24 protein-coding genes and 1 pseudogene are annotated in these 23,572 nt (G+C 34.3%); 5 read left to right on the forward strand and 20 right to left on the reverse strand.

Translation table 11 applies throughout. The features are described 5' to 3' along the window. The 15 genes from LO754_RS22165 to LO754_RS22210 form a co-directional block, all read right to left on the reverse strand. Entirely contained in the window at positions 1-1,005 is a 1,005-nt protein-coding gene (locus LO754_RS22165; RefSeq protein ID WP_231785278.1) for an ATP-grasp domain-containing protein, read from the reverse strand. 299 nt (positions 1,006-1,304) lie between these two features. Beyond that, positions 1,305-2,081 carry an IucA/IucC family C-terminal-domain containing protein gene (locus LO754_RS22170; RefSeq protein ID WP_231785279.1) on the reverse strand — a complete coding sequence of 259 codons (777 nt, stop codon included), beginning with the start codon at positions 2,079-2,081 and terminating at the stop codon, positions 1,305-1,307. A 15-nt stretch (positions 2,082-2,096) separates the two neighbouring features. Continuing rightward, on the reverse strand, positions 2,097-2,903 hold the full coding sequence (locus LO754_RS22175; protein WP_024364028.1) for an ABC transporter ATP-binding protein: 807 nt from the start codon (positions 2,901-2,903) through the stop codon (positions 2,097-2,099). A gap of 86 nt (positions 2,904-2,989) precedes the next feature. Next, entirely contained in the window at positions 2,990-4,030 is a 1,041-nt protein-coding gene (locus tag LO754_RS22180; protein ID WP_231785280.1) for an iron ABC transporter permease, read from the reverse strand. Then, positions 4,023-5,039, reverse strand: a complete 1,017-nt coding sequence (locus LO754_RS22185; RefSeq protein ID WP_024364030.1) for a FecCD family ABC transporter permease — start codon at positions 5,037-5,039, stop codon at positions 4,023-4,025. Before LO754_RS22185 ends, LO754_RS22180 begins: the two co-directional genes overlap by 8 nt. Positions 5,040-5,213: 174 nt before the next feature. After that, positions 5,214-6,188 (reverse strand): iron-siderophore ABC transporter substrate-binding protein, encoded by a 975-nt coding sequence (locus LO754_RS22190; protein WP_231786373.1) that lies wholly within the window; start codon positions 6,186-6,188, stop codon positions 5,214-5,216. A 608-nt stretch (positions 6,189-6,796) separates the two neighbouring features. Continuing rightward, positions 6,797-7,675 carry a phosphoenolpyruvate carboxykinase (ATP) gene (locus LO754_RS22195; protein WP_231785281.1) on the reverse strand — a complete coding sequence of 293 codons (879 nt, stop codon included), beginning with the start codon at positions 7,673-7,675 and terminating at the stop codon, positions 6,797-6,799. After that, positions 7,676-7,924 carry a hypothetical protein gene (locus tag LO754_RS22200; protein ID WP_024364034.1) on the reverse strand — a complete coding sequence of 83 codons (249 nt, stop codon included), beginning with the start codon at positions 7,922-7,924 and terminating at the stop codon, positions 7,676-7,678. A gap of 280 nt (positions 7,925-8,204) precedes the next feature. After that, positions 8,205-8,330 (reverse strand): hypothetical protein, encoded by a 126-nt coding sequence (locus LO754_RS23575; RefSeq protein ID WP_255702601.1) that lies wholly within the window; start codon positions 8,328-8,330, stop codon positions 8,205-8,207. Between the two features lie 32 nt (positions 8,331-8,362). Next, complete coding sequence (locus LO754_RS23580; protein ID WP_255702602.1) at positions 8,363-8,488, reverse strand: hypothetical protein; 126 nt, start codon at positions 8,486-8,488, stop codon at positions 8,363-8,365. Positions 8,489-8,520: 32 nt separating this feature from the next. Further along, positions 8,521-8,646, reverse strand: coding sequence for a hypothetical protein (locus LO754_RS23585; RefSeq protein ID WP_255702602.1), 126 nt, complete (start codon positions 8,644-8,646; stop codon positions 8,521-8,523). A gap of 32 nt (positions 8,647-8,678) precedes the next feature. Continuing rightward, complete coding sequence (locus LO754_RS23590; RefSeq protein WP_255702602.1) at positions 8,679-8,804, reverse strand: hypothetical protein; 126 nt, start codon at positions 8,802-8,804, stop codon at positions 8,679-8,681. 32 nt (positions 8,805-8,836) lie between these two features. Further along, on the reverse strand, positions 8,837-8,962 hold the full coding sequence (locus LO754_RS23595; RefSeq protein WP_255702602.1) for a hypothetical protein: 126 nt from the start codon (positions 8,960-8,962) through the stop codon (positions 8,837-8,839). Positions 8,963-8,997: 35 nt separating this feature from the next. Next, a complete protein-coding gene (locus LO754_RS22205; RefSeq protein ID WP_167492696.1) occupies positions 8,998-9,741 on the reverse strand; it encodes a S41 family peptidase in 744 nt (247 codons plus the stop codon). Beyond that, the gene (locus LO754_RS22210) at positions 9,734-11,326 is read right to left on the reverse strand and encodes an ABC transporter ATP-binding protein (RefSeq protein WP_231785282.1); all 1,593 of its coding nucleotides are present in this window, start codon (positions 11,324-11,326) and stop codon (positions 9,734-9,736) included. Before LO754_RS22210 ends, LO754_RS22205 begins: the two co-directional genes overlap by 8 nt. Before the next feature lie 212 nt (positions 11,327-11,538). Here LO754_RS22210 and LO754_RS22215 point away from each other — a divergent pair, with 212 nt between their 5' ends. The 3 genes from LO754_RS22215 (at position 11,539) to abc-f (ending at position 17,021) form a co-directional block, all read left to right on the forward strand. Then, a complete protein-coding gene (locus LO754_RS22215; RefSeq protein ID WP_231785283.1) occupies positions 11,539-12,411 on the forward strand; it encodes an Rgg family transcriptional regulator in 873 nt (290 codons plus the stop codon). Between the two features lie 46 nt (positions 12,412-12,457). Next, positions 12,458-15,421, forward strand: coding sequence for a lantibiotic dehydratase (locus LO754_RS22220; RefSeq protein ID WP_231785284.1), 2,964 nt, complete (start codon positions 12,458-12,460; stop codon positions 15,419-15,421). A gap of 124 nt (positions 15,422-15,545) precedes the next feature. Then, positions 15,546-17,021: a ribosomal protection-like ABC-F family protein gene (abc-f, locus tag LO754_RS22225; RefSeq protein ID WP_231785285.1), complete on the forward strand. Its 1,476-nt coding sequence runs from the start codon at positions 15,546-15,548 to the stop codon at positions 17,019-17,021. A 99-nt stretch (positions 17,022-17,120) separates the two neighbouring features. Here the strand turns inward: abc-f and LO754_RS22230 are convergent, their stop codons facing one another. From LO754_RS22230 to LO754_RS22240, 3 genes and pseudogenes are all read right to left on the reverse strand, one after another. Further along, positions 17,121-17,624, reverse strand: a complete 504-nt coding sequence (locus LO754_RS22230) for a GNAT family N-acetyltransferase (RefSeq protein WP_108030753.1) — start codon at positions 17,622-17,624, stop codon at positions 17,121-17,123. Between the two features lie 33 nt (positions 17,625-17,657). Next, a pseudogene (locus tag LO754_RS22235) lies at positions 17,658-18,923 on the reverse strand (histidine--tRNA ligase). A gap of 606 nt (positions 18,924-19,529) precedes the next feature. Continuing rightward, a complete protein-coding gene (locus LO754_RS22240) occupies positions 19,530-20,051 on the reverse strand; it encodes a GNAT family N-acetyltransferase (protein WP_231785286.1) in 522 nt (173 codons plus the stop codon). 198 nt (positions 20,052-20,249) lie between these two features. Here LO754_RS22240 and LO754_RS22245 point away from each other — a divergent pair, with 198 nt between their 5' ends. Then, on the forward strand, positions 20,250-20,957 hold the full coding sequence (locus LO754_RS22245; protein ID WP_231785287.1) for a DUF421 domain-containing protein: 708 nt from the start codon (positions 20,250-20,252) through the stop codon (positions 20,955-20,957). A gap of 126 nt (positions 20,958-21,083) precedes the next feature. Continuing rightward, positions 21,084-22,526 carry an MDR family MFS transporter gene (locus LO754_RS22250; RefSeq protein ID WP_231785288.1) on the forward strand — a complete coding sequence of 481 codons (1,443 nt, stop codon included), beginning with the start codon at positions 21,084-21,086 and terminating at the stop codon, positions 22,524-22,526. Between the two features lie 84 nt (positions 22,527-22,610). On the opposite strand, the gene LO754_RS22255 is transcribed toward LO754_RS22250, so the two are convergent. Then, the gene (locus LO754_RS22255) at positions 22,611-22,979 is read right to left on the reverse strand and encodes a hypothetical protein (RefSeq protein ID WP_231785289.1); all 369 of its coding nucleotides are present in this window, start codon (positions 22,977-22,979) and stop codon (positions 22,611-22,613) included. A 28-nt stretch (positions 22,980-23,007) separates the two neighbouring features. Continuing rightward, entirely contained in the window at positions 23,008-23,472 is a 465-nt protein-coding gene (locus LO754_RS22260; RefSeq protein ID WP_231785290.1) for a hypothetical protein, read from the reverse strand. Positions 23,473-23,572: the final 100 nt, after the last annotated feature.

The raw sequence follows: 23,572 nt of genomic DNA on the forward strand, positions 1-23,572 counted from the left end.
TCACTGCTCCTTTTCTATTTCTAATAGATAGGTTAAATATGATTCAGCTGCATTTTTAGTACTTTTTGCAAAATAATTCGAGGGGTCCACCAAATCTGGCAAGGCATTTACTTCTAAAATGACGCCATTTGTTTGATCTAACGGTTTATCAATATGTAAACATCGAATGTCGATGCCTGCCACATCAATTTGCAATGCTTTGGCTGCACGAATCGCCATCTCAATATTTTCAGGACAAATATCTGATGTGCGATCTGTTATAACATCATAAAAGTCCGTTACTAACATATTGTCATCCACAAATAACTCTACTTGTTGACCCTTTACTAAAACATCATCAAGCGTAAGCCCATTCCGATGTAATATATTTTGCAAGTCTATCGATTCAACTTCGATTGCTTGATCATTTTCAGGCTCAAGCGTGTTTTTTTTCAATTGCTTATCTTTTAAATTCTCTAGCAATTGACGAATAGTCGAATAGCCGTCACCTTCTATAAAAGCTGATCGATATTCTAAAACACCAATCATCTCACCATCTATTACTAACACGCGATAATCATGTCCAACTACATATCTTTGAAGCATAATCTTTTGACTATATTGTTTAGCAACTATCACTGCTTGCTCTAATTGCTCTAGCGTTTTAATGCCAATGGTTACACCTAAACTACATTTAGCATTAATAGGTTTCACTACAACCGTTTTATTCTTTGTTAAAAATTGAATAGCTGGTTCTCCAACTTCCTCTACGATAAGCGTATCGGTAATAGGTAGTTTATTTCTTGCTAATAATTTGTTTGTTGCTTCCTTATTTTGTGCTAACAATCCGCTTATCAACAACAACTGATGAGACCTTGATTTATTGATAATAACTGTTTTGTCTTTATAAGATAGCTCTAAAAAATCCTCACAATCTGCAAGTAATGGTGTACAAACTATGCCCATTTCCTTTGCTTTCTGTATAATGATTTGATTTTGTAAATTGCTTATTTGCTGTTGTGTCAAACCTACACCTCCCACGGAAAAATAATTGAGAACGATTATCATTATCAATTATATAATAACAATGTATGCTTCAATTTACAAGTTAATGTTAAAAAATAATCCACAATTTAGGAGAGGAAAGAAAACTCTTACTATTAATGCATGGTTAAATTCAAGGAATTTGGGGATTACAACGCTTACTTGCTATAATTAATGCACGGGCACAAGGTGGCATTTTTCTTGTGCCTTAGCATCAATTATCGACTTTTAAAGAAAGGAAAGTTTCATTCACTCTACAATAGAGCCGAAAACCATTTATTTTACGTTGGCATTTTGGGGCATGATATACAATAATCATGTTCTTCTTCAGAGGTTAAATAATAATAACAGCAAGTTTTACGTAGTCTTATAGGCTTGTCGGTGCCTCTAGTCATAACCTTTGGCGTATTATATCGCGTAAACGGATTTTTACGTTCGCCAAAAATTTCACCTGGAGCTTCCGTCATAATGTACTGATAGTCTTCTTCTAAAAAGGCGATTTCCCTTTCACTTGCCCCTTGGCGAAATTGCGTTTCATAAAACCAGTGCACATACATAGCCGCATGCTCCCATAAAACCGCTTTTGAAACTTTAGCAGTAGTCGACAGCGCCTTCCATACCTTTGTTATATTATCCGCAAATAACGATTGGAGAATTTGATCTCTCCATTGCGCTCTGCTTATGGGTAGAAACACTTGTGCATCAACCAATGCTATTTTTGGGAGCCATAAATCTTCCTGATAGCTTGACTCCACACGAACATTGTCAATCGACGCATTTATCCCCTTTTGGAGCATCGACATAGCAAACAGAGGTGCCGCCATTGTTAATACGCTATAGCGCTTTCCGAATAAAGAAGCTGTAGTGATTAAAGAAGTAGAATTAAAAATTGGCGAAATGGTTTGTAGATATTGACGACAGTGCTCTCCACACAGCAAATTCTTGGATGAAATTGAATAGGGCGAAGCAGGCAAATTTGTCTCCGTAAAACGATAGTTCTCCGTTAGAATAGCAATATCTGTCGGCGTTAGTCGGTTATCATTCGGTACATGTAACATAAAAGTTCCTCCTGCTTAGGCTCTAAGACAGCACTTGATGCCCTTTCCATGCGGTACACATAAAGGTGTGCCAAAAAGAGGATCGTTCATAATCGTGCAACCCATGCCAAATACATCCTTCACTAAATCAATTGTTATAATGTCCTCTGGCCTTCCTTGTGCGTAAATTTTTTTATCGCGCACTGCCACGATATGATGGGCATAACGACAAGCTAAATTTAAGTCATGCAAAACCATAACAACCGTACGATTTTCTTTGCTATTTAAATCGAACAATAAATCTAAAATTTCTACTTGGTGTGCCATATCTAAGTAAGTCGTTGGCTCATCCAATAAAATCAAGTCTGTCTTTTGTGCCAATGTCATTGCAATCCATGCCCGCTGGCGTTGACCTCCAGATAATGCATTAACAGGGCTATTCGCAAATGATGTCATCTGTGTTGCTTCCAATGCTTGATTGACAATCTGCTCGTCTTCTTTTGACCATTGCTTAATCCAGCTTTGATGCGGGTACCGACCTTGTTTAATCAATTGTAAAACTGTTAATCCTTCAGGCGCTATTGGTCCTTGTGGCAATATCGCTAATCGTTTCGCAACTGCTTTTGTCGACAAATCTCGTATTTTTTCACCGTCTAATAATACATGTCCATCTTTCGGTTTAATTAGGCGTGCAAATGTCCGTAATAATGTTGATTTGCCACAGCCATTTGCACCAACTAAAACCGTAATTTTCCCCTTTGGTATTTGTAAATGTAAATCCTCAAGTATGTTGGCATTCCCATAGGTAACTGTTAATGCATTCGCCTCTAGTACATTATTCAAAATTGTTACACCTCTTTCTCATATTGTACTGCTACATAAGAATCTATATAAAAATGTTCCTTATGTATCGTTCATTTCTAAACGTGTTATGAATGTTGATTTCTTGTACGGAACAGTAAATAAATAAAAAATGGCGCACCAATTGCAGCAGTAAATACACCTGCTGGTAAATCTTTTGGCAAAAATAGTGTACGACCAACAATGTCTGCAAAAATTACGATAATGGCTCCGACCATTGCAGAAATCGGAATAAGTGCGGCAAATGAAAGGCCTACCAGCATTCTACTAATATGAGGTGCTACTAATCCGACGAATGCTATTCCTCCTACAAAGGCAACGGCTGTGCCAGCTAACATAACACTAATCAACAAGAACAATACTCGGTAAACTTGTACTTTAACTCCTACACCTACTGCAACATCATCACCTAATTCTTTTACATTAATGACTCTTGCCATGACAAAAGTGAAGATACTTAAAACAATCACCCATGGGAGTAATAAGTAAACATCCTGCATATTGGCCCCATACAAACTACCTGTAAGCCATATGTAAGCTCTTGTTGTGCGTACTTCTTCACCCATGACAATCAGCATTGTCACTATCCCTTTCGTAAGTGCCGAAATCCCAATACCGATTAACACCATTCGTATAGGCGTGACACCCTTATTCCAAGACAAGAGATAGATAATAGCCGATACTACTCCCGCTCCTATAATGGCTGCTAATGGTAAGTAGTGTATGCTCACCGTTGCATACGTAAGAAATAACATTGCACCTACTGATGCACCACTTGTTACACCTATAATATCCGGTGCAGCTAAAGGATTTCGAATAATGCCCTGTAATATTAACCCTGATACAGCAAGCGCCATCCCAACTAGCACGGCAAGCAATACTCTAGGAAGTCGTAACGTTTGGATTGTAAATAGATATTCACCTGTACCGTAGCCAAACAATTCCTTTAGTACAGTCACTGGATGTATAAAATCACTCCCTACCGAAAGCGCAAGCATAATCATGCCGCATAGCAATATACAAAGAAGGATAGTAACCATTGCTACTTTTTTTGATAGTTGAAAAGATATTTTATTTGATTTCGTTCTTACCGTTATATAATTATGCATTTTTCGCTAACCCCCTTCGTGCTATATAAATGAAGAAGGGTGCACCAATAAATGCTGTCATAACACCGATGGGCATTTCTAACGGCATAATCACAAAGCGAGCTGCAATATCTGCCAACAGTAATAATGTTGAACCAATGACTGCACTAAACGGAATTATCCAGCGGTAATCTGTACCTACTAAGCCCATCGCCATATGAGGCACGATTAAGCCGATAAAGCCAATGGAACCAGCAACTGCGACTGATCCCCCAGCAAGCAAGATAACAATAATACCCATAACAACCTTTGTTAAAATCGTGCGTTGCCCTAAGCCTTTCGCAATATCATCTCCTGACTGCAAAATATTGATGGAACGCCCCATTAAAAAGGCCACACTGCTACCTATTACGATGAATGGTAATACAGGTAGTAACATATTCAAATCTCTCCCTGAAACAGAACCCGCAAGCCAAAAAAGCACACTTTGTATGCCCTGCTCATCGATCACCAACAATCCCTGTGTAAATGAGACAAATAATGCCGAAATAGCAGCACCCGCTAGCACAATTTTGATTGGCGTTAAGCCGTCTCTTCCTAAAGACCCTAAGAAGAACACAAGAACACCCGCAACACCAGCTCCTAAAAAAGCAACCCACATATAATGGATTAACGAGTCCATAGAAAAAAATGTAATTGCACAAACAATAAAAAATAATGCGCCTGCGTTAACACCTAAAATATCTGGTGCGGCTAAAGGATTTCTCGTCAAAGCACGCATTAAAGCCCCTGCTATTGCAAGACTTGCTCCAACTACAGTAGCAACAACAGCTCTAGTGAAACGAGATGTTCGAATGATTACATGCTCCGCATTTGATGCATCATAGTTGAAAAAAGCATCATACACTAATCGAAATGGAATTGATGTTTGACCAAGAGCTACACTTAACATAAATGCCACTATCAGCAACACACAACAAATAATAAAGACACTTTTTTTCATTGAGGTACTGGTAAGCAAATTTTGCATTGAACTCCTACTTTCTTAACCTTATTAATGTTTTTTCTAGCCACCTCTTGCATCTTCCCATATACAATAGATGAAGCATTATTTAGAAATGAAGGGGCTCATCGCTTTAGAGCCCCCTTTTTGATGCAAAGAATAGCATTCCTTGCGATACCTTAATCGACTATATCTGCTTTCTTACTTTTCTAGCTCAAATCTGTCATAAATATCATCTAACATAATATGTGCACTTAAAATACCACCTGCAAAATTCCAGTACACCTCTTCCACACGATATACTTGGTCATTTTTAACCGCTTCAAGCTCTTTCCACAATGGATGGCTTGTCCATTCTTCTAATGTTTTTTTCGTTGCTTCATCTTCGATATAAAACATATAAATGACATCTGCATCCATTTGCGGAATGCTTTCTTTATCTGTAAATCTTAATACGATAGGTAGCGGATTTTCCGTTATATTTTTTGGTCCTTTAAAGCCAAGCTCTGTTAAAATTTCACCTGCATAACCGGCTGGATAAACACGTGCGTGGTCAGCTCTAAAATTGACAACCGAAGCACTAATTGACCATTTATCCCCTAGCTTATCTTTAATTTTTGTTTGGAAATCAGCTACACGACTTTCCCATTCTGCAAGTAATTCTTTTGCTTTATCTTCTTTACCAGTCGATTCTCCGATTAAATTGATTGTCCCTTTAAAATCAAATACATCTTGATGAACAACTGTCGGTGCGATTTGTGATAATTGTTCATAAATTTCCTCATGACGATTTTTCGAAGCAATAATTAAATCCGGCTGAAGTTTTGCAATTTCCTCTAAGTTAGGCTGTGTTTCTTCCCCTAAAAGAGGAATACCTTCTAAGTCCTTTTGTAAATACTCATAATATGGTGTATCTGCCCAAGATTCTACAACTCCTACAGGTTTGATGCCCATCGCTACAGCAACATCCGTAGCACCTTGATAAAGCGTAACGATTTTCGTAGGTGTCCCTTCGATTGTTGTTGTACCCAAGGAATGTGTAACTTCTCGACTGCTATTTTCAGTACTACTTTCTTGCGTTGTATTATTGTCATCCGCATTCGAAGCATCTTCAGATTCCTTATTTCCACATCCGACTAACACCAATGCAAATAACAATACTAAAAACATGACCATCTTTCTAAAGCTTATAAATTTAATAGAGTTCACTATAATTTTCCTCCAATCAAATAATTAAATGACCGATAATGATAATCATTATCATTATAATTATGTAAAGCATGAATTTCAATATATTTTTAGAATATTTAGGATGTTTATTTTTTCCTTTTGTATGTATTATTGAAAAATCGTAATGAATAAAGGCATAAAAATTAGTAGCCTAAGAAAAACAGACATGTTTCTCTCCAGCTACTTTTATTGTCCTTTTCCTATACATCATTGCTATGTTGCCAAAAGCTGCACACAATAGATAACCCCATAAATAGGAAGTGCGATAGATGTAAGAAAATACATCAACATTTCACCTTTAGTAAGCTTTCGTTTCCACTTCGTTAATTTAAGTTGTCGTCGGTAAATAAAACTAGAAAGTAAGATTATCAAAAAAGTGATATCTTTTATATTCTCTATAAAGAGATGCATCTCTTCCTCTCCCTTCGTTTTACAAAAGGCTCTCTCTATTTTATTTAATGACTACATAGCCAAAAAAAGAATCATCTATAAATTTAGATTAAAAAAAGAGCATTGGGATTTTTATTATCCAATGCTTTACATATTTAACCTATTTAACTTAAGCATTTATCCTCAATGCTTCGTAAAATTTGAGCGCTCACATTAAGGTCGCGAATATTCAATCTCATAGAGGTAGTATTTAAGTTCTTAAAGATCTTTAATACTGTTTTAAAAGGGTTATCAGCTAAACAAGCCTGATTACTAATTAACTCAAAAAAATCATATGGCTTATCTATTAATTCCGTATGCTTATCTACAAAAAATATTGAATCAATTTTACTGACATTCTCATAATAATTCCAACCAGGAACATCGCTAATATGAATTAACTCTGTCGTTAAACCCGTTTCCTCGATATGAAACGTTGGCATTTCACTAGGAATTTTTTCAACTATCTGTTTAAACTTATCTTCATAATACTCTTTTGTTGTATTTCTAAGGTCTATCGGTTTTTTAAAAGGCAGAATCTCTCCTGTTTCATTATCAATAACTAATAAATCATCACTAATTAAACGATGACCATATTCCAATAATTCCATTATTAATGTCGTCTTACCTGAGCGACTAGGGCCAAAAATAGCAATTGTTTTATTATTCACCCTAATTGCACACCCATGAAAAAATGAATACTTATTTCTAAAGAAGGGTACTGTAATGGGCGGGAGAAATGTTGCCTCTTCAACCCATTTTTCAAGTGAATTTTCATCTGGTCCATGAAGAATGACTAGTTTATCATTTGATAACATATCACTGACCATAATGTTATAAGAAGAGCGATTCTCAATTTTAATATAATAAGCAATTGATGTTGTAGTATCGTTATCTACGTACTCTCTATAAATATATGCTAATTGCTTCAATAAATACGAATCATTACTCTCAATATTTATTACATCACCGAAAAAGTTAAAATTTATCTTTAAACGCTCCACTCACGCATCACTCTCTAACATATTTTCAAAGTTCTTAATTGTTACCTCAACTTGCTGTTCAAACTCACTTAAATCGCCTTCAGGAATAGAGTATTCTTTCATTAGCTTATTTTTGATGTCTACAAGTGATGTTCCGTTAATATGCATTTTAATGATTGAAGATGCTGTTTCATTTAAAAAAACTGGATCTTTCCCATCAATATCTACTACCGCTGTATTGCCAGTTTCAATATACTCATAGTTTTTCATCTTAATCCCTCACTTTTTGGTATTAGGCTGTGTTAAATGTATCTCTTTAGGCTGGTTGAATATTTTTGCCCCATACTAAAATCAACTTTTAACACAGCCCCTTCTTAATAACATTAATTTCTTGTAAGCTCCCCATGGTGACCACTACTGTTGCTTGCATATAGAGAAGATTCAATTGACGACATCCTATTATCAAACTTTTTGACTGATAAAGCTTTTATCTTAGGACAAATCCATTTCTTCATCTGATCACCTCTTCAAATCAACTTAATTATAAAAATTAGTTACGTGTCAGTTCCCCACGGTGTCCACCGCTTGCATATAATGCTGATTCGATTGATAAAATTTTATTATCGAATTTTGTGATTTGTAATGCATCCATTTTTGGGCTAATCCATTTTTTCATCTATGTTCACCTCCTTATATTTTTGCTGGCTATTAGTTACGTGTAAGCTCCCCACGGTGTCCACTGCTTGCATATAATGCTGATTCGATTGATAAAATTTTATTATCGAATTTTGTGATTTGTAATGCATCCATTTTTGGGCTAATCCATTTTTTCATCTGTCTTCACCTCCTTATATTTTTGCGAGCTATTAGTTACGTGTCAGTTCCCCACGGTGTCCACTGCTTGCATATAATGCTGATTCGATTGATAAAATTTTATTATCGAATTTTGTGATTTGTAATGCATCCATTTTTGGGCTAATCCATTTTTTCATCTGTCTTCACCTCCTTATATTTTTGCGAGCTATTAGTTACGTGTCAGTTCTCCACGGTGTCCACTGCTTGCATATAATGCTGATTCGATTGATAAAATTTTATTATCGAATTTTGTGATTTGTAATGCGTCCATTTTTGGGCTAATCCATTTTTTCATCTATGTTCACCTCCTTATATTTTTGCTGGCTATTAGTTACGTGTCAGTTCTCCACGGTGTCCACTGCTTGCATATAATGCTGATTCGATTGATAAAATTTTATTATCGAATTTTGTGATTTGTAATGCGTCCATTTTTGGGCTAATCCACTTTTTCATCTGTTTTCACCTCCTTTAATAGTGCTAATTGATAGCTAAAGCATCATTATTTCAGGGGGCTTGTAGCTACGGGTGTTAGCCATGCTTTTAATGGCATAGTAATAATTAAAATCAAAAGGAATATCGATATTAAAATCAGTTTCTATTTTCGATATAGGTATAAGAACTTTTTTATTGGGGGCGGTAATTTGTTTATAGATATACTCTTTTCCATAAGTCTTACTACCAATAATTGTGGTATTTTTGTCATCCTTGAATTTATCCGCAAATAACTCAGCAGAGCTACATGTTGAATTTGAGACGAGTATATAGATATGAGCAATTGAATATTTCTTACAGGTGTGAACAAACCAATTATAGTAATTAATCATCTTCTGCAATTCCCCGCCGAAATTAACTCTTAAATCGATCACTATATTTTTCTTATAGATTTGTTCATCTATTTCTGGAATGACATCAAAACTAATACATTGTAAAAACAAGTGATTATTACTAGTAAAATTTTCGTACACAATCTGGCTCCAATCGAAGTCTTCTAAAGTTAAAATCCACTGACTACCATTATCAAACTCCACTATGTTTTCCCCAACTGCCCAATTACTACTAACATCAGGTGCTTTACCGTTAGCTTTCACAATCGTATTGGATTGGATCTCTTTCGGTAATGGAGGATAAATATCTATGATGGATATTTTAGAATCACTTTTCTGGATTAGTATTCCGAATTTTTCGAAAATTTTCTCCAAAGTTTCTTCCTCTATCGTGATTACTTTAGACATATGCCACAGACTCCTTATCGACATAATTTGTAAAATCGTATTTTATATCAAATTTGTCGTAGATATCCTCGGGTGTGTTGTGCGAAACAACAATGATTGTTTTATCTTTTATATTTAACAGCTCATCCCAAAATATTTGACTATTAAAACTATCAAGATTAGAAGTAGGTTCATCAAAAATTAAAGTCGATTTATCTGACATTAATCCTCTTAAAATAAGCAATCTTCTCTTTTCACCGCTAGAGAGTTTTGTTACGTCTTCACTTAAAAGTTTCTCTTCTGATAAAAACTTCTTCATATAATTAAGTTCTTCTTCACTATACTCATCTCTTAATAAAATATTAAATATAGGTGAACCATCAAAAAGATTGTTGTCAGTCATAACGTACATAATATCTTTAAATGGATTACTATCAACCTTAAGACTATTGTTGTCATAACAAATTTCCCCAGTATGGTTGCTCTTTAATAATCCCAATATTGATTCTAAAAATATAGATTTGCCTAAACCACTTTGCCCTGTAATAATATGTGTGTTGTTTTTTTGGAAAGTTACATCATTATAGTTGAAAACAGTATTATCAAATTTAAAGGATAATTTTTTAGTAGTAATTGCGTTATCATAGCTAATCGCTGTTTCAAGATTATCTGTTTCTACACAGATAATGGAGTTAATATCTTCTCTTAGTTTTTTTGTGCTGTTTATATTATTTATACTCCTTGAAAGCGATAAAATCGGCATACTTAATTGCTCTACTAAACCTAAAAGGGTAATCGTAACACCAGGAGTAATATGACCTTTAATAATTAATAAAACCGATATCGCTAGAATTAAGAAATGAGATGAATATGATAGCAAGGAATACATTGTATTTAATGTAATTCTATAATTCTCCGTTTTTAACCCCGCATCTCTTTCTTTATTAATTTCATTTCTAGACCTATTTCGAAAAAGGGCATCAGCATTTAAAATTCTTACGTACTTTAGATTATCTAATAGATTTTTAAAAAAGCTAAGGTTATCCCCTTTTTGGCTTAAAAAGCTTTTTTCAAGATTCGCCAGTTTATCTTTGAATAATTTAGTTACCAATAAAGGCAGAAACATAAAAGCAATTACAACTAAGCCAATATAGATATTAATAATAAGTAAAGACGTTGTAACGAAAACGATCCTTAGCGTTAAGTAAATAGCATCAAAAGAACTTCTATAATATTGATACTCTAAACTATCAACAACATTCGTTAACGCATTTAAGTGATGTTCATTTTTCACCTTTATATTTGAAAAGTCTCTAGTCTTTAATACGTTGTTAATAATTGAATTTTTAAGTTTTGCAAAAGTATTTCTAATTAAATGATTTTCATATTTCCATTCTAAAAAATAAAATAGCACTTCGATTAAAATTAAAACCCCGAAAATCAAAATATACGTAGAGACTTTATCTAAATTTTGATCAAGTGCTCCTTGAAATAAATCACCTTTAATAAATTGGATAATTGTCCCCATTAATGTTGAAACAATTAAAATAGAAATCAAAAGAAATATACTTCTATTTTTTATTCCAAAAATAATAGATTTTTTCAAATCCAAGCCCCTCCTAGCCTACTCATTAAAAAATAAATAGAGTAATTACGTAGAAAATATCAATCCATCCACCCATTTAATAAAACCTCCTTTCAACTTAAACTGTATTCTCAAATCGAATAAACGCTGTTGTTTATATGTTTGATAATAGAGAAATAAATTGATTGAATGGTAAAATGTATACAAATATATACATTTTAGGAGGTTTTGCTATGTTTGGTCCTACAATTGAAATGATAAGAGAAGGTAAAAAGATTAAAATAAAGGATCTTTGTGATGGCATAGTGACTCGAGCTGCTTATCATCGTTTTGCCAGCGGTCAAACTGACACTAGTATCCACAATCTATCCTTATTTATGGATAGATTGCATATTTCTCCTAATGAGTTTTTCTTAATTCATAGCGACTATGCGAGCGATAAAGTAGTTTGCTTTTTAAAAGAATTATCTAGAGCATATAGGGTGCAGGATATTCAAGAATTGCGCTCTTTAAGGAAGAAACTAGAGGCAGATTTTACTGGTTTAAAAAATGAACATATGACCGATCTTCTGAATTTCAGGATTTGTAGGTTGTTGGGGCAAGATATTGATGGCAAAAAAAGCAGTTTATTTAAGTATTTAATCAGTACTGAATTTTGGACTCATTATGAACTAGTACTATTTACAAATAGTATGTATGTTTTTTCATTAGAATTAATCGATGCTATTCTTATACGTTGTATTCAAAGGTTTAATAAATACAGTCAGACTATACTTTATGGAAATGAAGGCTTTAGACTTGTAGTCAATGCATTAATTTTAGCCTTTGAACAAAAAGATTCATTTTACACTACTAAATGGATTGATCTATTAAACACCATACAACTAAATGATAGCGATTTCTTTGAAAAAGCACTGTTCAAAATATTTAAAGGGTTTTATGACATCACAATACACAAAGATCAAAATTCCATTTCAGAAGTAATAAAAACAATTGAGTTTGTTGGGCATATAGAAGCCCGCGAACATGAAGTTATGTTTAATCGAATGCTGGACTTCATACTTGAGCATAGCGGATTAGAGAAAGTCCATTCTTTAAAAACATAACTCAATTGAAAACCTCTCTTAATTAAATAATTTTGAGGTGAATCACATGTATGAAATGATGCCCTATATCAATGTAAGAACAGCGAATCACTCAACTAACGAGGAAAATCAAGATCGTTGGTTTGATAAAAAACTTTTTACTAGTTCCAGTAGCTTATATCATCAATTGCAAAGGAATGAGAATTTTAACAAAGCCACACTAGCTAAAAGAAAATATTTAAATAGATCTAGATATAGAGCAACACCCTTCGGCTTATTTTCATCTGTCTACTTCAATACTATAGATGAAGTAAATCATTCAACAAATCAAATGATTATTCAACATGACTTTAAAGTATATACAAGTATTGACTCAGAATGGATAAGTAAATTTATTTCCACTCTAAAAAATGAAAATTTAGCAAGCTTACAGGTTACGTGGAATTCAAATGTGGTCTACCAAAATTCCAATTTTTTATATAATAATTGGACATTAGATGATAAAAAGAAGTTTAATACAAATAAAATTCAAATAAATTCTCTATTAGAAGCAATTCAAGTCCATGCAAAAAATGCCGTTACTGTTGAAGAATTAGCCAAAAAACTCGAAGAACAAAATCGTATTCTTTTACCATTTAAAATTTTATTAAATGTAGTGAAACAATTGATCCACGGTGGCTATTTGATTACGGATTTAGACAATTTAACATTTATTCAAGACTTCGAACTTCTAATTCGCTATGTTGAAGAGAAAAATTATTCTTTCCCAAAAGATGCGATCAGGCAAATAAGAACTTTAATAAAAAATCAAAATAATTCTATAAGCAAGTTCAATATAGATACTGTAAACAAGTTGGAAAAACTATTAGCTTCAATTCATAATTGTGAACATTACCTTCGCTTTGATAGTGAAACTAACGTTATTAATCTTGATTTAGATAAAGATCTTATAGAAAAAACTCTCTTACCTTTCGTTAATTTCCTATCGACTTATGCAATACGGGTACCTGTAAGTGATAGATATCAAGCTGATATCCATTTTTTCAAAGAAAAGTATGGAAATTCAAAAGTAAAGTTTTTAGATTTCTACAAAAACTATCAATTGATTAGAGAGAAAAATTGTTCGCTAGAACGCAAAACTTCAGATTTAGAGAAAAAAATAAAAATGCAATTATTAGCACTAACATCTACGGCAGCATACAGACATTTAAAAGAAATCGACATAGCAAATTTGCATTTTGAAGACCTAAAAATAGAAAGCGAAATTTCTCCAACAATACAAAGTTGTTTTTATTTAGAGAGTAAAAATGGACAACTTAACTTTTCACTAACCCCGTATGCTGGAAATTCGGGACTTGGACGTTTAGAAGGACGCTTTTCTTATATAAATCCAGCCTATTTTACAACAATGAAAAATATTGAAAGAAGAAAAATTGCAGAAGCTAATACAGAGGTCATTACCGTTAAATATATGCCTAAAAATCAACACTACTATAATATTATGAATGATTGCTATGATGGCAATTTAAATCTTCAATATGGAACTGCTGAAAATCAACAATCAGTTCCATTAGAGCAGCTCTTTATTAGCATACAAGATAATAAAATAACACTTTCTGCATTATTAGATGGTGGTATCGAAAAAATAGTAAAGTTTGAGCAATATAATGTATCCAATATCGAACATTTTTCCCCACATATTTTAAATGACTTGCTATTTTGGAGTAGCAATTACTACGCAAATATTATGTCGCTACTATTCGATATTCAAAAAATACGGAAAGACTTTATTCATTTTCCAAAGGTTCTCTTTAACGACATTGAATTAATCCCTCAATCTTGGCTAATTAAAAATTATATGGGAGATATTCGCTCACAAGATCAATTTTTCAGCAAGTTTACCGAAATGAAAACGATTTATGAAATACCGGATTCGCTTTTTGTTAGATGTAATGACCTAAGAATATTGATCGATACTAATCGTAAAGAGGATTTAGATATTTTATGGGATATTTATAAAACGGATAATTCTTTTACTATTTACCTTGAAGAAAATTCATTGAACTTAGCAAACTTCATTACGCTTGACTCAGAAGGCAACCATTATATGTCTGAGTTTGTTTTTAACTTTGTCGCACAAAAGATTAAGCCTAAGAAACTTGTCCAACTACCTTTGTTTCAAACAAAGGAAGAATTAAATTTAGAAAGAAAAGTTAACTGGCAACATTTTAATATTTATTTACCGCACGAACTCCAAGACGACTTTTTAGGCACTTATTTAAATGAGCTTATTAAAGAGCTAAAATCCAACGGTGCAATTACTAAGTCTTTTTACATTCGTTATTTTGATGATAGACATCATATAAGATTAAGAATTTCTCCAACTTCTCAATTTAATGGAATCGATGAATATCTAGCACAAGGCGTCATAGCCGGAGATATCATCGATTATAGTAGTGGAAAGTACGACCCAGAATACGAAAGATATGGAGGATTGACTACCATGTCGGAGGCAGAGGATTTTTTCTGTGCTGATAGTACGCTTATTCTTAGTTTGTTAGCTTCTTGTTTAGATGAAAAAATAGATAAAGTGGATCATGCTATTTATCTTGTTTTTAAACTACTATCTCTTCATACCAAAGATTTACATCAACAGTTCCGTATTATGGATGATGGTTATTCGAATAAGGACTTTTCAAAAAATTTCCGTGAAAATAGACATAAATATTTGGTATTTAGTGATATTGCTGTATCTTCAAATCCTGATTTAGCTCATCATTTTGCTTTCAACAAAGAACAACTGAGCTACTGGGAGCTTCAATTGTCCAACTACTTTAACAAATTATTAAATGAAAATCGATTTGATTTTAATATTATTCGAAGTTTAATACATATGACATGTATAAGACTGTTTGGTATTAAATCAGAAGAGGAAGAATTAGTTGGAAATATGGTTTGGAGAGTTTTAAAACAACGAATTGCTATGAAAAAGAAAGCAACTAACGCTAACCTTATTTTAAACCCAAACTAAAACAAGCATCGTTCTACAATTTATATTTCCATGGAAATAATTTTCTCTTTTTTAGCATGATCTACACGTTTTATTCAAAGAAGAGGAACATGCCATCTTCATTTTTGAGACTGGAGGGATACAAATGGAAGAGCTTGCTTTAAAATTAAACAATGTTCAAATTAGTTTTGGGGACAAGGAAATCTTTGATACTAAGGAATTAACCGTTTATCAAAATGATCGCATTGGTATCGTAGGGAAAAATGGCCAAGGCAAAACGACTTTATTGAATATAATTGCAGGTACGATTACACCTGATAATGGAAAGATTGAACGATTTGTCGATTTCAATTATTTTCAACAAATCGGCGAGCTAAAGGAAGAAACGAATGCTGACTATTTAGATTCCCAACTACTTAGCCGCTTGAACGTTCCTACTAACAGTGTTGAAACACTTAGTGGTGGAGAACAATCAAAATTTCGTTTAGTTCAGTTACTTTCTCAATATAAAATGGGTCTGCTGCTAGACGAACCGACAACGCACGTAGATAAAAATGGCATTGACATAATGATTGAAGAATTAAATTATTACTACGGTACTTTAATATTTGTCAGCCATGATCGCTATTTTATTAATGCAATTGCCACAAAAATCTGGGAAATAGAGAATGGGAAAATCAAAGAATTTAACGGCAATTACGATCAATATCTGGAACAGAAACAACAAGAGAAATTGGAGTTACAAAGAAAATATCAAAAAGTCACAAAAGAAAAAGAACGATTACAAGAAGCTGTAGAAGTGAAAAAGAGTCAGGCAAAGAAAATTTCTATCGTTAGTGAAAAAAACAAACAAAGAAATATCAAACCGAATCGCTTAGCTTCTTCCAAACAAAAAGACACGGTTCAAAAGAGTATGATGAAAACCGTTAAATCAATAGAGAAAAGAATGGATATGTTAGAGGAGATTCATATTGACAAAGATCCTAAACCAATTTCTTTTCCGATAGTGAAAGAGCTTGAAATAAATAATCGTTTTCCAATAATGGGACATAATATTACAGTTACAGCTGGAGACAATATACTTCTTGCAGAACAGGATTTCCAATTCCCACTTGGCAAGAAGATAGCTATAGTAGGAGACAATGGAGTAGGTAAATCAACTTTCTTACACTATATAATGAATAATCAAGATGGTATCACGCTTTCCTCGAAAATTGCATTTTGCACTTATCAGCAAATGGATTATAAACTGAGTGGGGACATAAGTATATTAGAGTATCTTATGAAGATAAGTGAGTATAAAGAAAGTTTTATTCGGGCGATTCTCAGTAACCTTGGCTTTGAAGAAGCCACTATTAGAAAACCTTTACATGCGCTGAGTGGTGGAGAAGCAACACGAATTTCTTTGGCAGCCCTTTTTGCCAAACCTTCTAATGTCCTTATTTTAGATGAACCGACAAATTTTATAGACTTAGCTACCATTGAAGCATTGGAAAAATTTTTACTAGGCTATAAAGGAACAGTGCTCTTTACTACTCACGATCAGCTTATTGTAGAAAGAGTAGCTGACCAAATTTGGGAAATTAAAGATAAAACGTTACAGCTTATCAAGGAAAAATAGAATGAGCCTCTAAGGCATTAAAACCACCCGCGATGAGACGGGTGGTTTTCAAATGAGGAAACAGTCAAAGATAGAAGTGAAATCATAAGTTCTTTCAAATTAGAAATATAACACCATCAATTCCTGGTCATAATAGTGCCCATTAAATTGAAGGGCATTGCGTTCTAAGCCGTAAACCTCAAAGCCTAATGACTTATATAACTTTTGGGCTGAACTATTATCGGAAACAACTGTTAAGTTTATTTGCTCCAAACCTTCACAACATTTCGCCCTCTTTATTAATTCGCTCATCAGTAATTTCCCTAATCCACCCCCTCTTCCTTCAGGTGCAACATACATACCAAAAACATTCCCTTTATGACTCATTTTTGGACTGTCTTCACGCACAAAAGTTACAATGCCTACCAACGAACCATTGTTATAAAAAGCACCGAGCACAAACTTTTCCGCTGTTGCTTCTATTCGCTCTGCAACTTCTTGTAACGAAACGTTTACTTCACGCTCATATGTGGAACCAAATGCTTCCGGATTATTTCTTAATGCACTTAAACGCACTTCTTGATATACTTGTGCATCTGATTTACTTAAAATACGAATCTCCATAATCTATCCCCTTACCGTTCGTTATCGTTCCATTCATGCATTGAAAATAAAAGTATTAGTAACGGTCTCCCCTGTCTGCATATTTTTTAACATATAGTGATTTTGCGTTACTTCCTCTTGCCCCAATACAATGACAAAAGGAATGTTTTCACGATTTGCTTTATCCATCGCTTTTCTTAATTTTTTACCACTAAGCTCTACTTCAACGCGATAGTCTTTCCGCAATGCTTTTGCTAATACAAGAGACTCTACAGTTGTATGAATGGGAATGATATAAATATCAATTAATGTCTCCTGATTTTTTTGTTCATCTAACATCATGGCTGTAAAAATAACATCTAACCCAAATGAAATACCGACCGTAGCGAACTTTTCGGTTCCCCCTAATAGCCCGCCAATCGCATTATCATAACGACCCCCGCTCCCTATACTGGATGTTATTCGACCATCCCGTACGAACATTTCATAAATAGTTCCCGTATAGATTTCTAGCCCACGAGCAAGCAAAGGATTAAATAGACAATTTTTTGTAATATCAAGCTTATTTAAATAGTGTTCTAATTCTTCCATTTCGGCTACCCCTTCTTGAATCAGAGGCTCATCATATTGGCCGAAATAAGCAAGTGTATTTTTTCTATCGTCTTGTAAAAAATATGCGATTTGCTTTACAACAGCAAGTTGCAAACCTAGCTCTGTTAACTCTGCTAAAACTGCATCATGACCTACTTTTTCAATTTTATCGAGTATTAAAATTACTCGACTTTGCACATCAGCATCTACACCAAAAACACCAAGTAAGCCAACTAATAGCTTACGATTGTTATATTGAATGACAACATCTTGCTCTAGTTTTCCAAAAGCATCTAATGCCATCATCATCAATTAGGCCTCAGCTGCTTGTGAATCAACTCCAACAATATCTACATCACATTGTGTAAACTCGCGAAATCTCCCCGCTTTAATCGGACCATCTCGGAACACTTTGCCAATTTCATAACGTTTAAATGGCAGCGGTAATGTAGGGTTCATTGCAATGACCTTTGCGAATGGAATCGTTAAATCATAACGTAATGCTAGTTCACGTTCTCCTCGATCCGATAGCACATACATCTCTTGTAAAATTTCAGCACCTCCTGCGTATTTAGATGCCATTAAGTTTGTATAGTTTAAAATCGGTGTTTCGAGTGGTTTACACCCATAGGTGATAAAAGTATCTTCTAACGTACGCCGGATTTTACGACGAATACGTTCTTGCTCTGGTAAATAATCTTGCGTTCCTCTAACATTTTGATAATCCATTTTCTTCATCTTCATTGCTCCTTTTTTTAGAAAATAAAAAAACCGTACTAACATAAGCTCCAACTTCGGCTTAGTTATACGATTTCATGAGAAATAGTCTTCCTATTCATTATTAAAAAATTAATAAAGATAGCAAGACTAGTGGATATGATGATGTTGAGTTGCTGAAATTAGACGTTGTAAAAACGACATATAATCTCCTCCATTCAATTATTTGTAACTTTATACCAAACGAATAATTTTGTCAATTCATTATTTTCTAATAAAAGGAATACCTAATGGAGATAGACCCAAGAAGTGGCTGAGACAAAAGAGAAAAAGTGTTAGATTGACTCACTAGTCGTTGGAGCGAAGGCGGTGACTCCTGCTCAGAACAGCACACAATGTAAGACGCGGGCATTTCGCGCGTTAGCGAGTGTTGCGACTTACGGTGCTGGGCGGAAAGCACCGCCGTAGCGGACATCAACGGCATAGCAAGATTAATTACACTTCTAATTTTTTTGCAAAAGCAAGAATAGCTAAGTTCTCCATTTAGCAAAAAATCATGAACACCTTTCGTCTATTTCTTAAATTTTTTTAGTTATGTCCCAGCCCCTAGTTAAAACTTTATAGTAACTTTTGATACAGTTCAAATTTCTCTAAACCATATTCACTGTAACCTAAATCAACTGTATCAATATACGCAAAATCATATTTTTTATAGAGGTTGATAGCAGGTTGATTTTTTTCATATACATCCAAGCGAATGGCCTTAATATTCATGGCTTTACTATGCTCAATAATAAAATCCATAATTTTTGTGCCAATGCCCTTTTTTAGATAAGCCGGATGTACGGCAAAAGTATGTATAACCAAGATGTCTTCAGCATCTAAATGTATTTTCCAATCCACTTTCGAATAAGCCATTTCCTGTTCACGTCTTAAAATAACCGTCCCTGCAATATGATTTCCATCTTTCAGCACATATAAATTACCTTCCTGTATACCCTTAATTGCCGTTTCTTTTATCGGATATATCCCTTTTTTCCATCCAGGATAATTAATATGTGCATCAAGATAATCGTTTAACTCATTATATAAAGACTCTATTTCTTCTATATGACAATTCGTTCCCTTTTCCATCGTCATCGTTTCAATCCTTTGCTAGTTAGTTAATTATTAAACTTCATTATAGATTAATCTAAATTGGGTCACAATAATCATCCTACCACGGGTTGTGAAAGGACAGCCAAATGGAGGATGAAATTTCTTTTAGAACGGGTAAAGGATACTACAAGCGGCGAGTAAAGATTGGACAAATTGAAAATCAACAAAGGAGTTGTTGTCATGACGTATATGAATATTGGATTGAAGTTATTTTTCGGGTTAATTGCTTTATTACTTGTGACACGTTTGTTGGGCAAAAAAGAAATATCACAGCTTACCCCCTTTGACTTTGTATATTCCATTGTTCTTGGTGGTATATTGGAAGAAAGCATCTATGATAACAAAATTTCAGCTCTTCATGTATGGTTCGCGGTTGCCGTTTGGGGAATGCTGCTGTTCATCATCGAAAATCTATCGAAACGTTCCAATAAATTTAGAGTTCTTCTAAAGGGAGAAACGTCAATTTTAATTAGAGATGGTGAATTTAACTTAAAAGAACTACAAGCGAATCATCTAGAAATGGAGCAGTTACGGATTATGCTACGACAGCAAGGTGTCTTCTCTCTTCGGGAAGTTTGTGATTTATACTTAGAACCTGGTGGTACGGTTAGTCTAAAAAAATATGCTGAATTTGATACTGTCACACCAGCTATGCTTCATTTAAAAACGAAAGACGACACGATGAACTTCCTATTTGTGGATGAAGGAGAAATTAACGAAGAAATATTAAGGTATACGGGTAAATCCAAAGAATGGTTATATGATGAACTGCGCAAGGAAGGCTTCCCTACAATTCAGGATATTTTGTATGCGGAATGGTCACAGACAGATGGATTTTTCATCAAAACCTATACGAAAAACAAAGAAGGTATCCGCAAAGGGAATTAAAATCGTAGGCTTTAGCTTAGCTTTAGCTTGGTATATTATCAAAGTGAAACTAGGTTTGTTATTTGGGAGATTTAGGGGTAATATATATTGAATAAATTTAACTGTATGGAAGTATAGAGGGAAACTATGAGAAAAAAAGTTATTATGTCATTAATGTTAATGACATTCCTTTCTGCTGTAGAAGGAACAATTATTAGTACAGCAATCCCCCGTATTACAAGTGATTTGTCAGGTGTCGAACTTGTTAGTTGGGTGTATGCCATTTATATGCTTGCCACCGCCGTTTCGACCCCAATTTACGGGAAACTAGCAGATTTATTTGGTCGCAAAAAAGTATTACTTATAGGCGCTGCCATTTTTTTAATCGGTTCTGCGCTTTGCGGTGTTGTAACCTCAATGGAACAGCTTATCGTCTTTCGTGCCCTTCAAGGTCTTGGAGCCGGCGCCATCATGCCTATTACAATGACAATTATTGGTGACCTATATAGCGAAGTGAAAGACCGTGCAAAAGCGCAAGGATGGATTAGTGCCGTTTGGGGGGTCTCGGGTGTTATCGGACCATTAGTTGGTGGTTTTTTAGTTGACTCTCTTTCTTGGCGCTACATCTTTTTCTTAAACGTTCCTTTTGGCATTATCGCTTGCTTAATGATTGTCATTTATTACAAAGAATCTATTAGGCCTGCAAAACATCATATCGACTATCTTGGTGCAACAGTGTTCTCATTAAGTGCAATCGCTCTACTTTACGCATTATTAACAGGTAGCAGCAAAAACAACTGGGGAGACATGTCCATTATAAGTCTCCTAATCTTTGCCGTTGTGTCATTTATTATTTTCTTATTGATAGAGAAAAAATCACCGGAACCATTAATTCCGTTAGCCTTATTCTCTAACCGTACTTTATCAACTATTAATATATTAACCCTTATCTCTGGTGCTATGCTTATCAGCATTACGATGTATCTTCCTATTTGGAGCCAAGGAGTGTTAGGGAAAAACGCAACAGATGCTGGGCTTATTTTAATGCCCCTACCTGTTATGTGGACAGTTGGTACATTATTCTCTAGTAAACTAGTAGGTCGCTTCAATACGAAACAAATCATTCTACTAGGGGTTAGCGTGCTATCCGTTGCCGCCTTCTCATTATTTACATTATCGACAGAGTCACCCGCTTTCCTTATTTATGTTGGGGTTGGATTATTCGGATTAGGCATGGGGCTTGTGACGCCAATTTACATGGTAACAATTCAAACAGCGGTTTCAAATCAAACACGTGGAACAGCCATTGGTTTAAATACATTTATTAATACATTTAGCCAAACGTTAGGAGCTGCAGTTTTCGGGGCAATGTTCAACACGATGATCCATGCACAAGGTATTCAAAACCTAGACCTTGTATCTTCTGGAGGACATGCTGGAACAACAGCAAACATAGCGACCAAATCACAAGAGGCATTGGCTTCCAGTGTACATTTTATTTATATGGGTACTTTTATATTAGCACTTGTAACGTTACTAATTGTTTGGTTCTTTTTAAAGCCAGCCCCACAACTAGTGAGCGATAAATAAACTATGAAGAGCTAGCAAGCCCAGAAATTTTTACGCATTGTAAAATTTTCTGGGCTTATTTACTAAGGCTTTACTCTAGCATTCCTATAATTGAGCTCGAAGAAACTGAAATTTTCGCATCACCACATTTTGTCTATAGTCCAATTGCTCTTTTAATTTTGTGAAATTAACTGAATGTAAGTTGCTTCTGGCATTAGATTGAAGCATTTCTTCTGCTGAGTAGTTATACGGATTTGCTGGCTCCTTCACACCATAAAATGGATTATAGGGATTAGCAGTAAATGAAGTAAGTGAGGCTGCTTTAGTATACGTTTCCGATTTTTGCGCGTTGTGCTTTTTTACGATTGCCTCCACATCTGACTTTTGCTGTTCTGTTAATTGAATTTTTGGATTGGATAATACGGATTGTGCATATTTAGCAGCAGTTGCACTATTGTTAGAGGTTATATACATAGAATCATTCCCTTCGAATGTAGTAAGTTTAAAATTTGTTTCTCATTTGATTTAAATTGTTATAAAAACTGTAGAGATTAGTATTATTACTAGACATATTTTTCGGATAATACAAGTTACTAAGAAAATTTGACGCATTAAATGCACCAGCATTGAACCCATTTGTTAAAGTTGCAAAAGGGTAAGAGGAAGTTCCTAAGTTAGTATAGATACCTGACATTAATAAATCGCTAAAGCCCGCACTATTCATACCTACCGCACCAATTAATTTCCACATTTGATTGTTTTGCATAGCTTGCGTATTTGATTTAGCAGCTTCCTTTGTAAATTGTTGTGTAGTTTCATTTAAAACCTCTTGGAAGGTTCTTTGTTGTTGTGCAGACAAATTTAATTTTGGATTGCTTACGATATTCGCTAAATAACTTTGGATAGGTAAATAACTATTAGTATAGATGGACATACAATCACCTCGAATTAAAATCTTACTTTTCATTTCGACGCAACTTACATAAAATGTTGAATTATGTCATGGAAAACGTTTTTTATGTCATAAACGAAAACTACTCTCTATGCTAAGCATAGAGAGTATACAA

Origin of the sequence: Lysinibacillus sp. GJ-1 (genome assembly GCF_021166035.1) — a bacterium.
In the GTDB taxonomy this organism is placed as follows: Bacteria; Bacillota; Bacilli; order Bacillales_A; family Planococcaceae; genus Lysinibacillus; species Lysinibacillus sphaericus.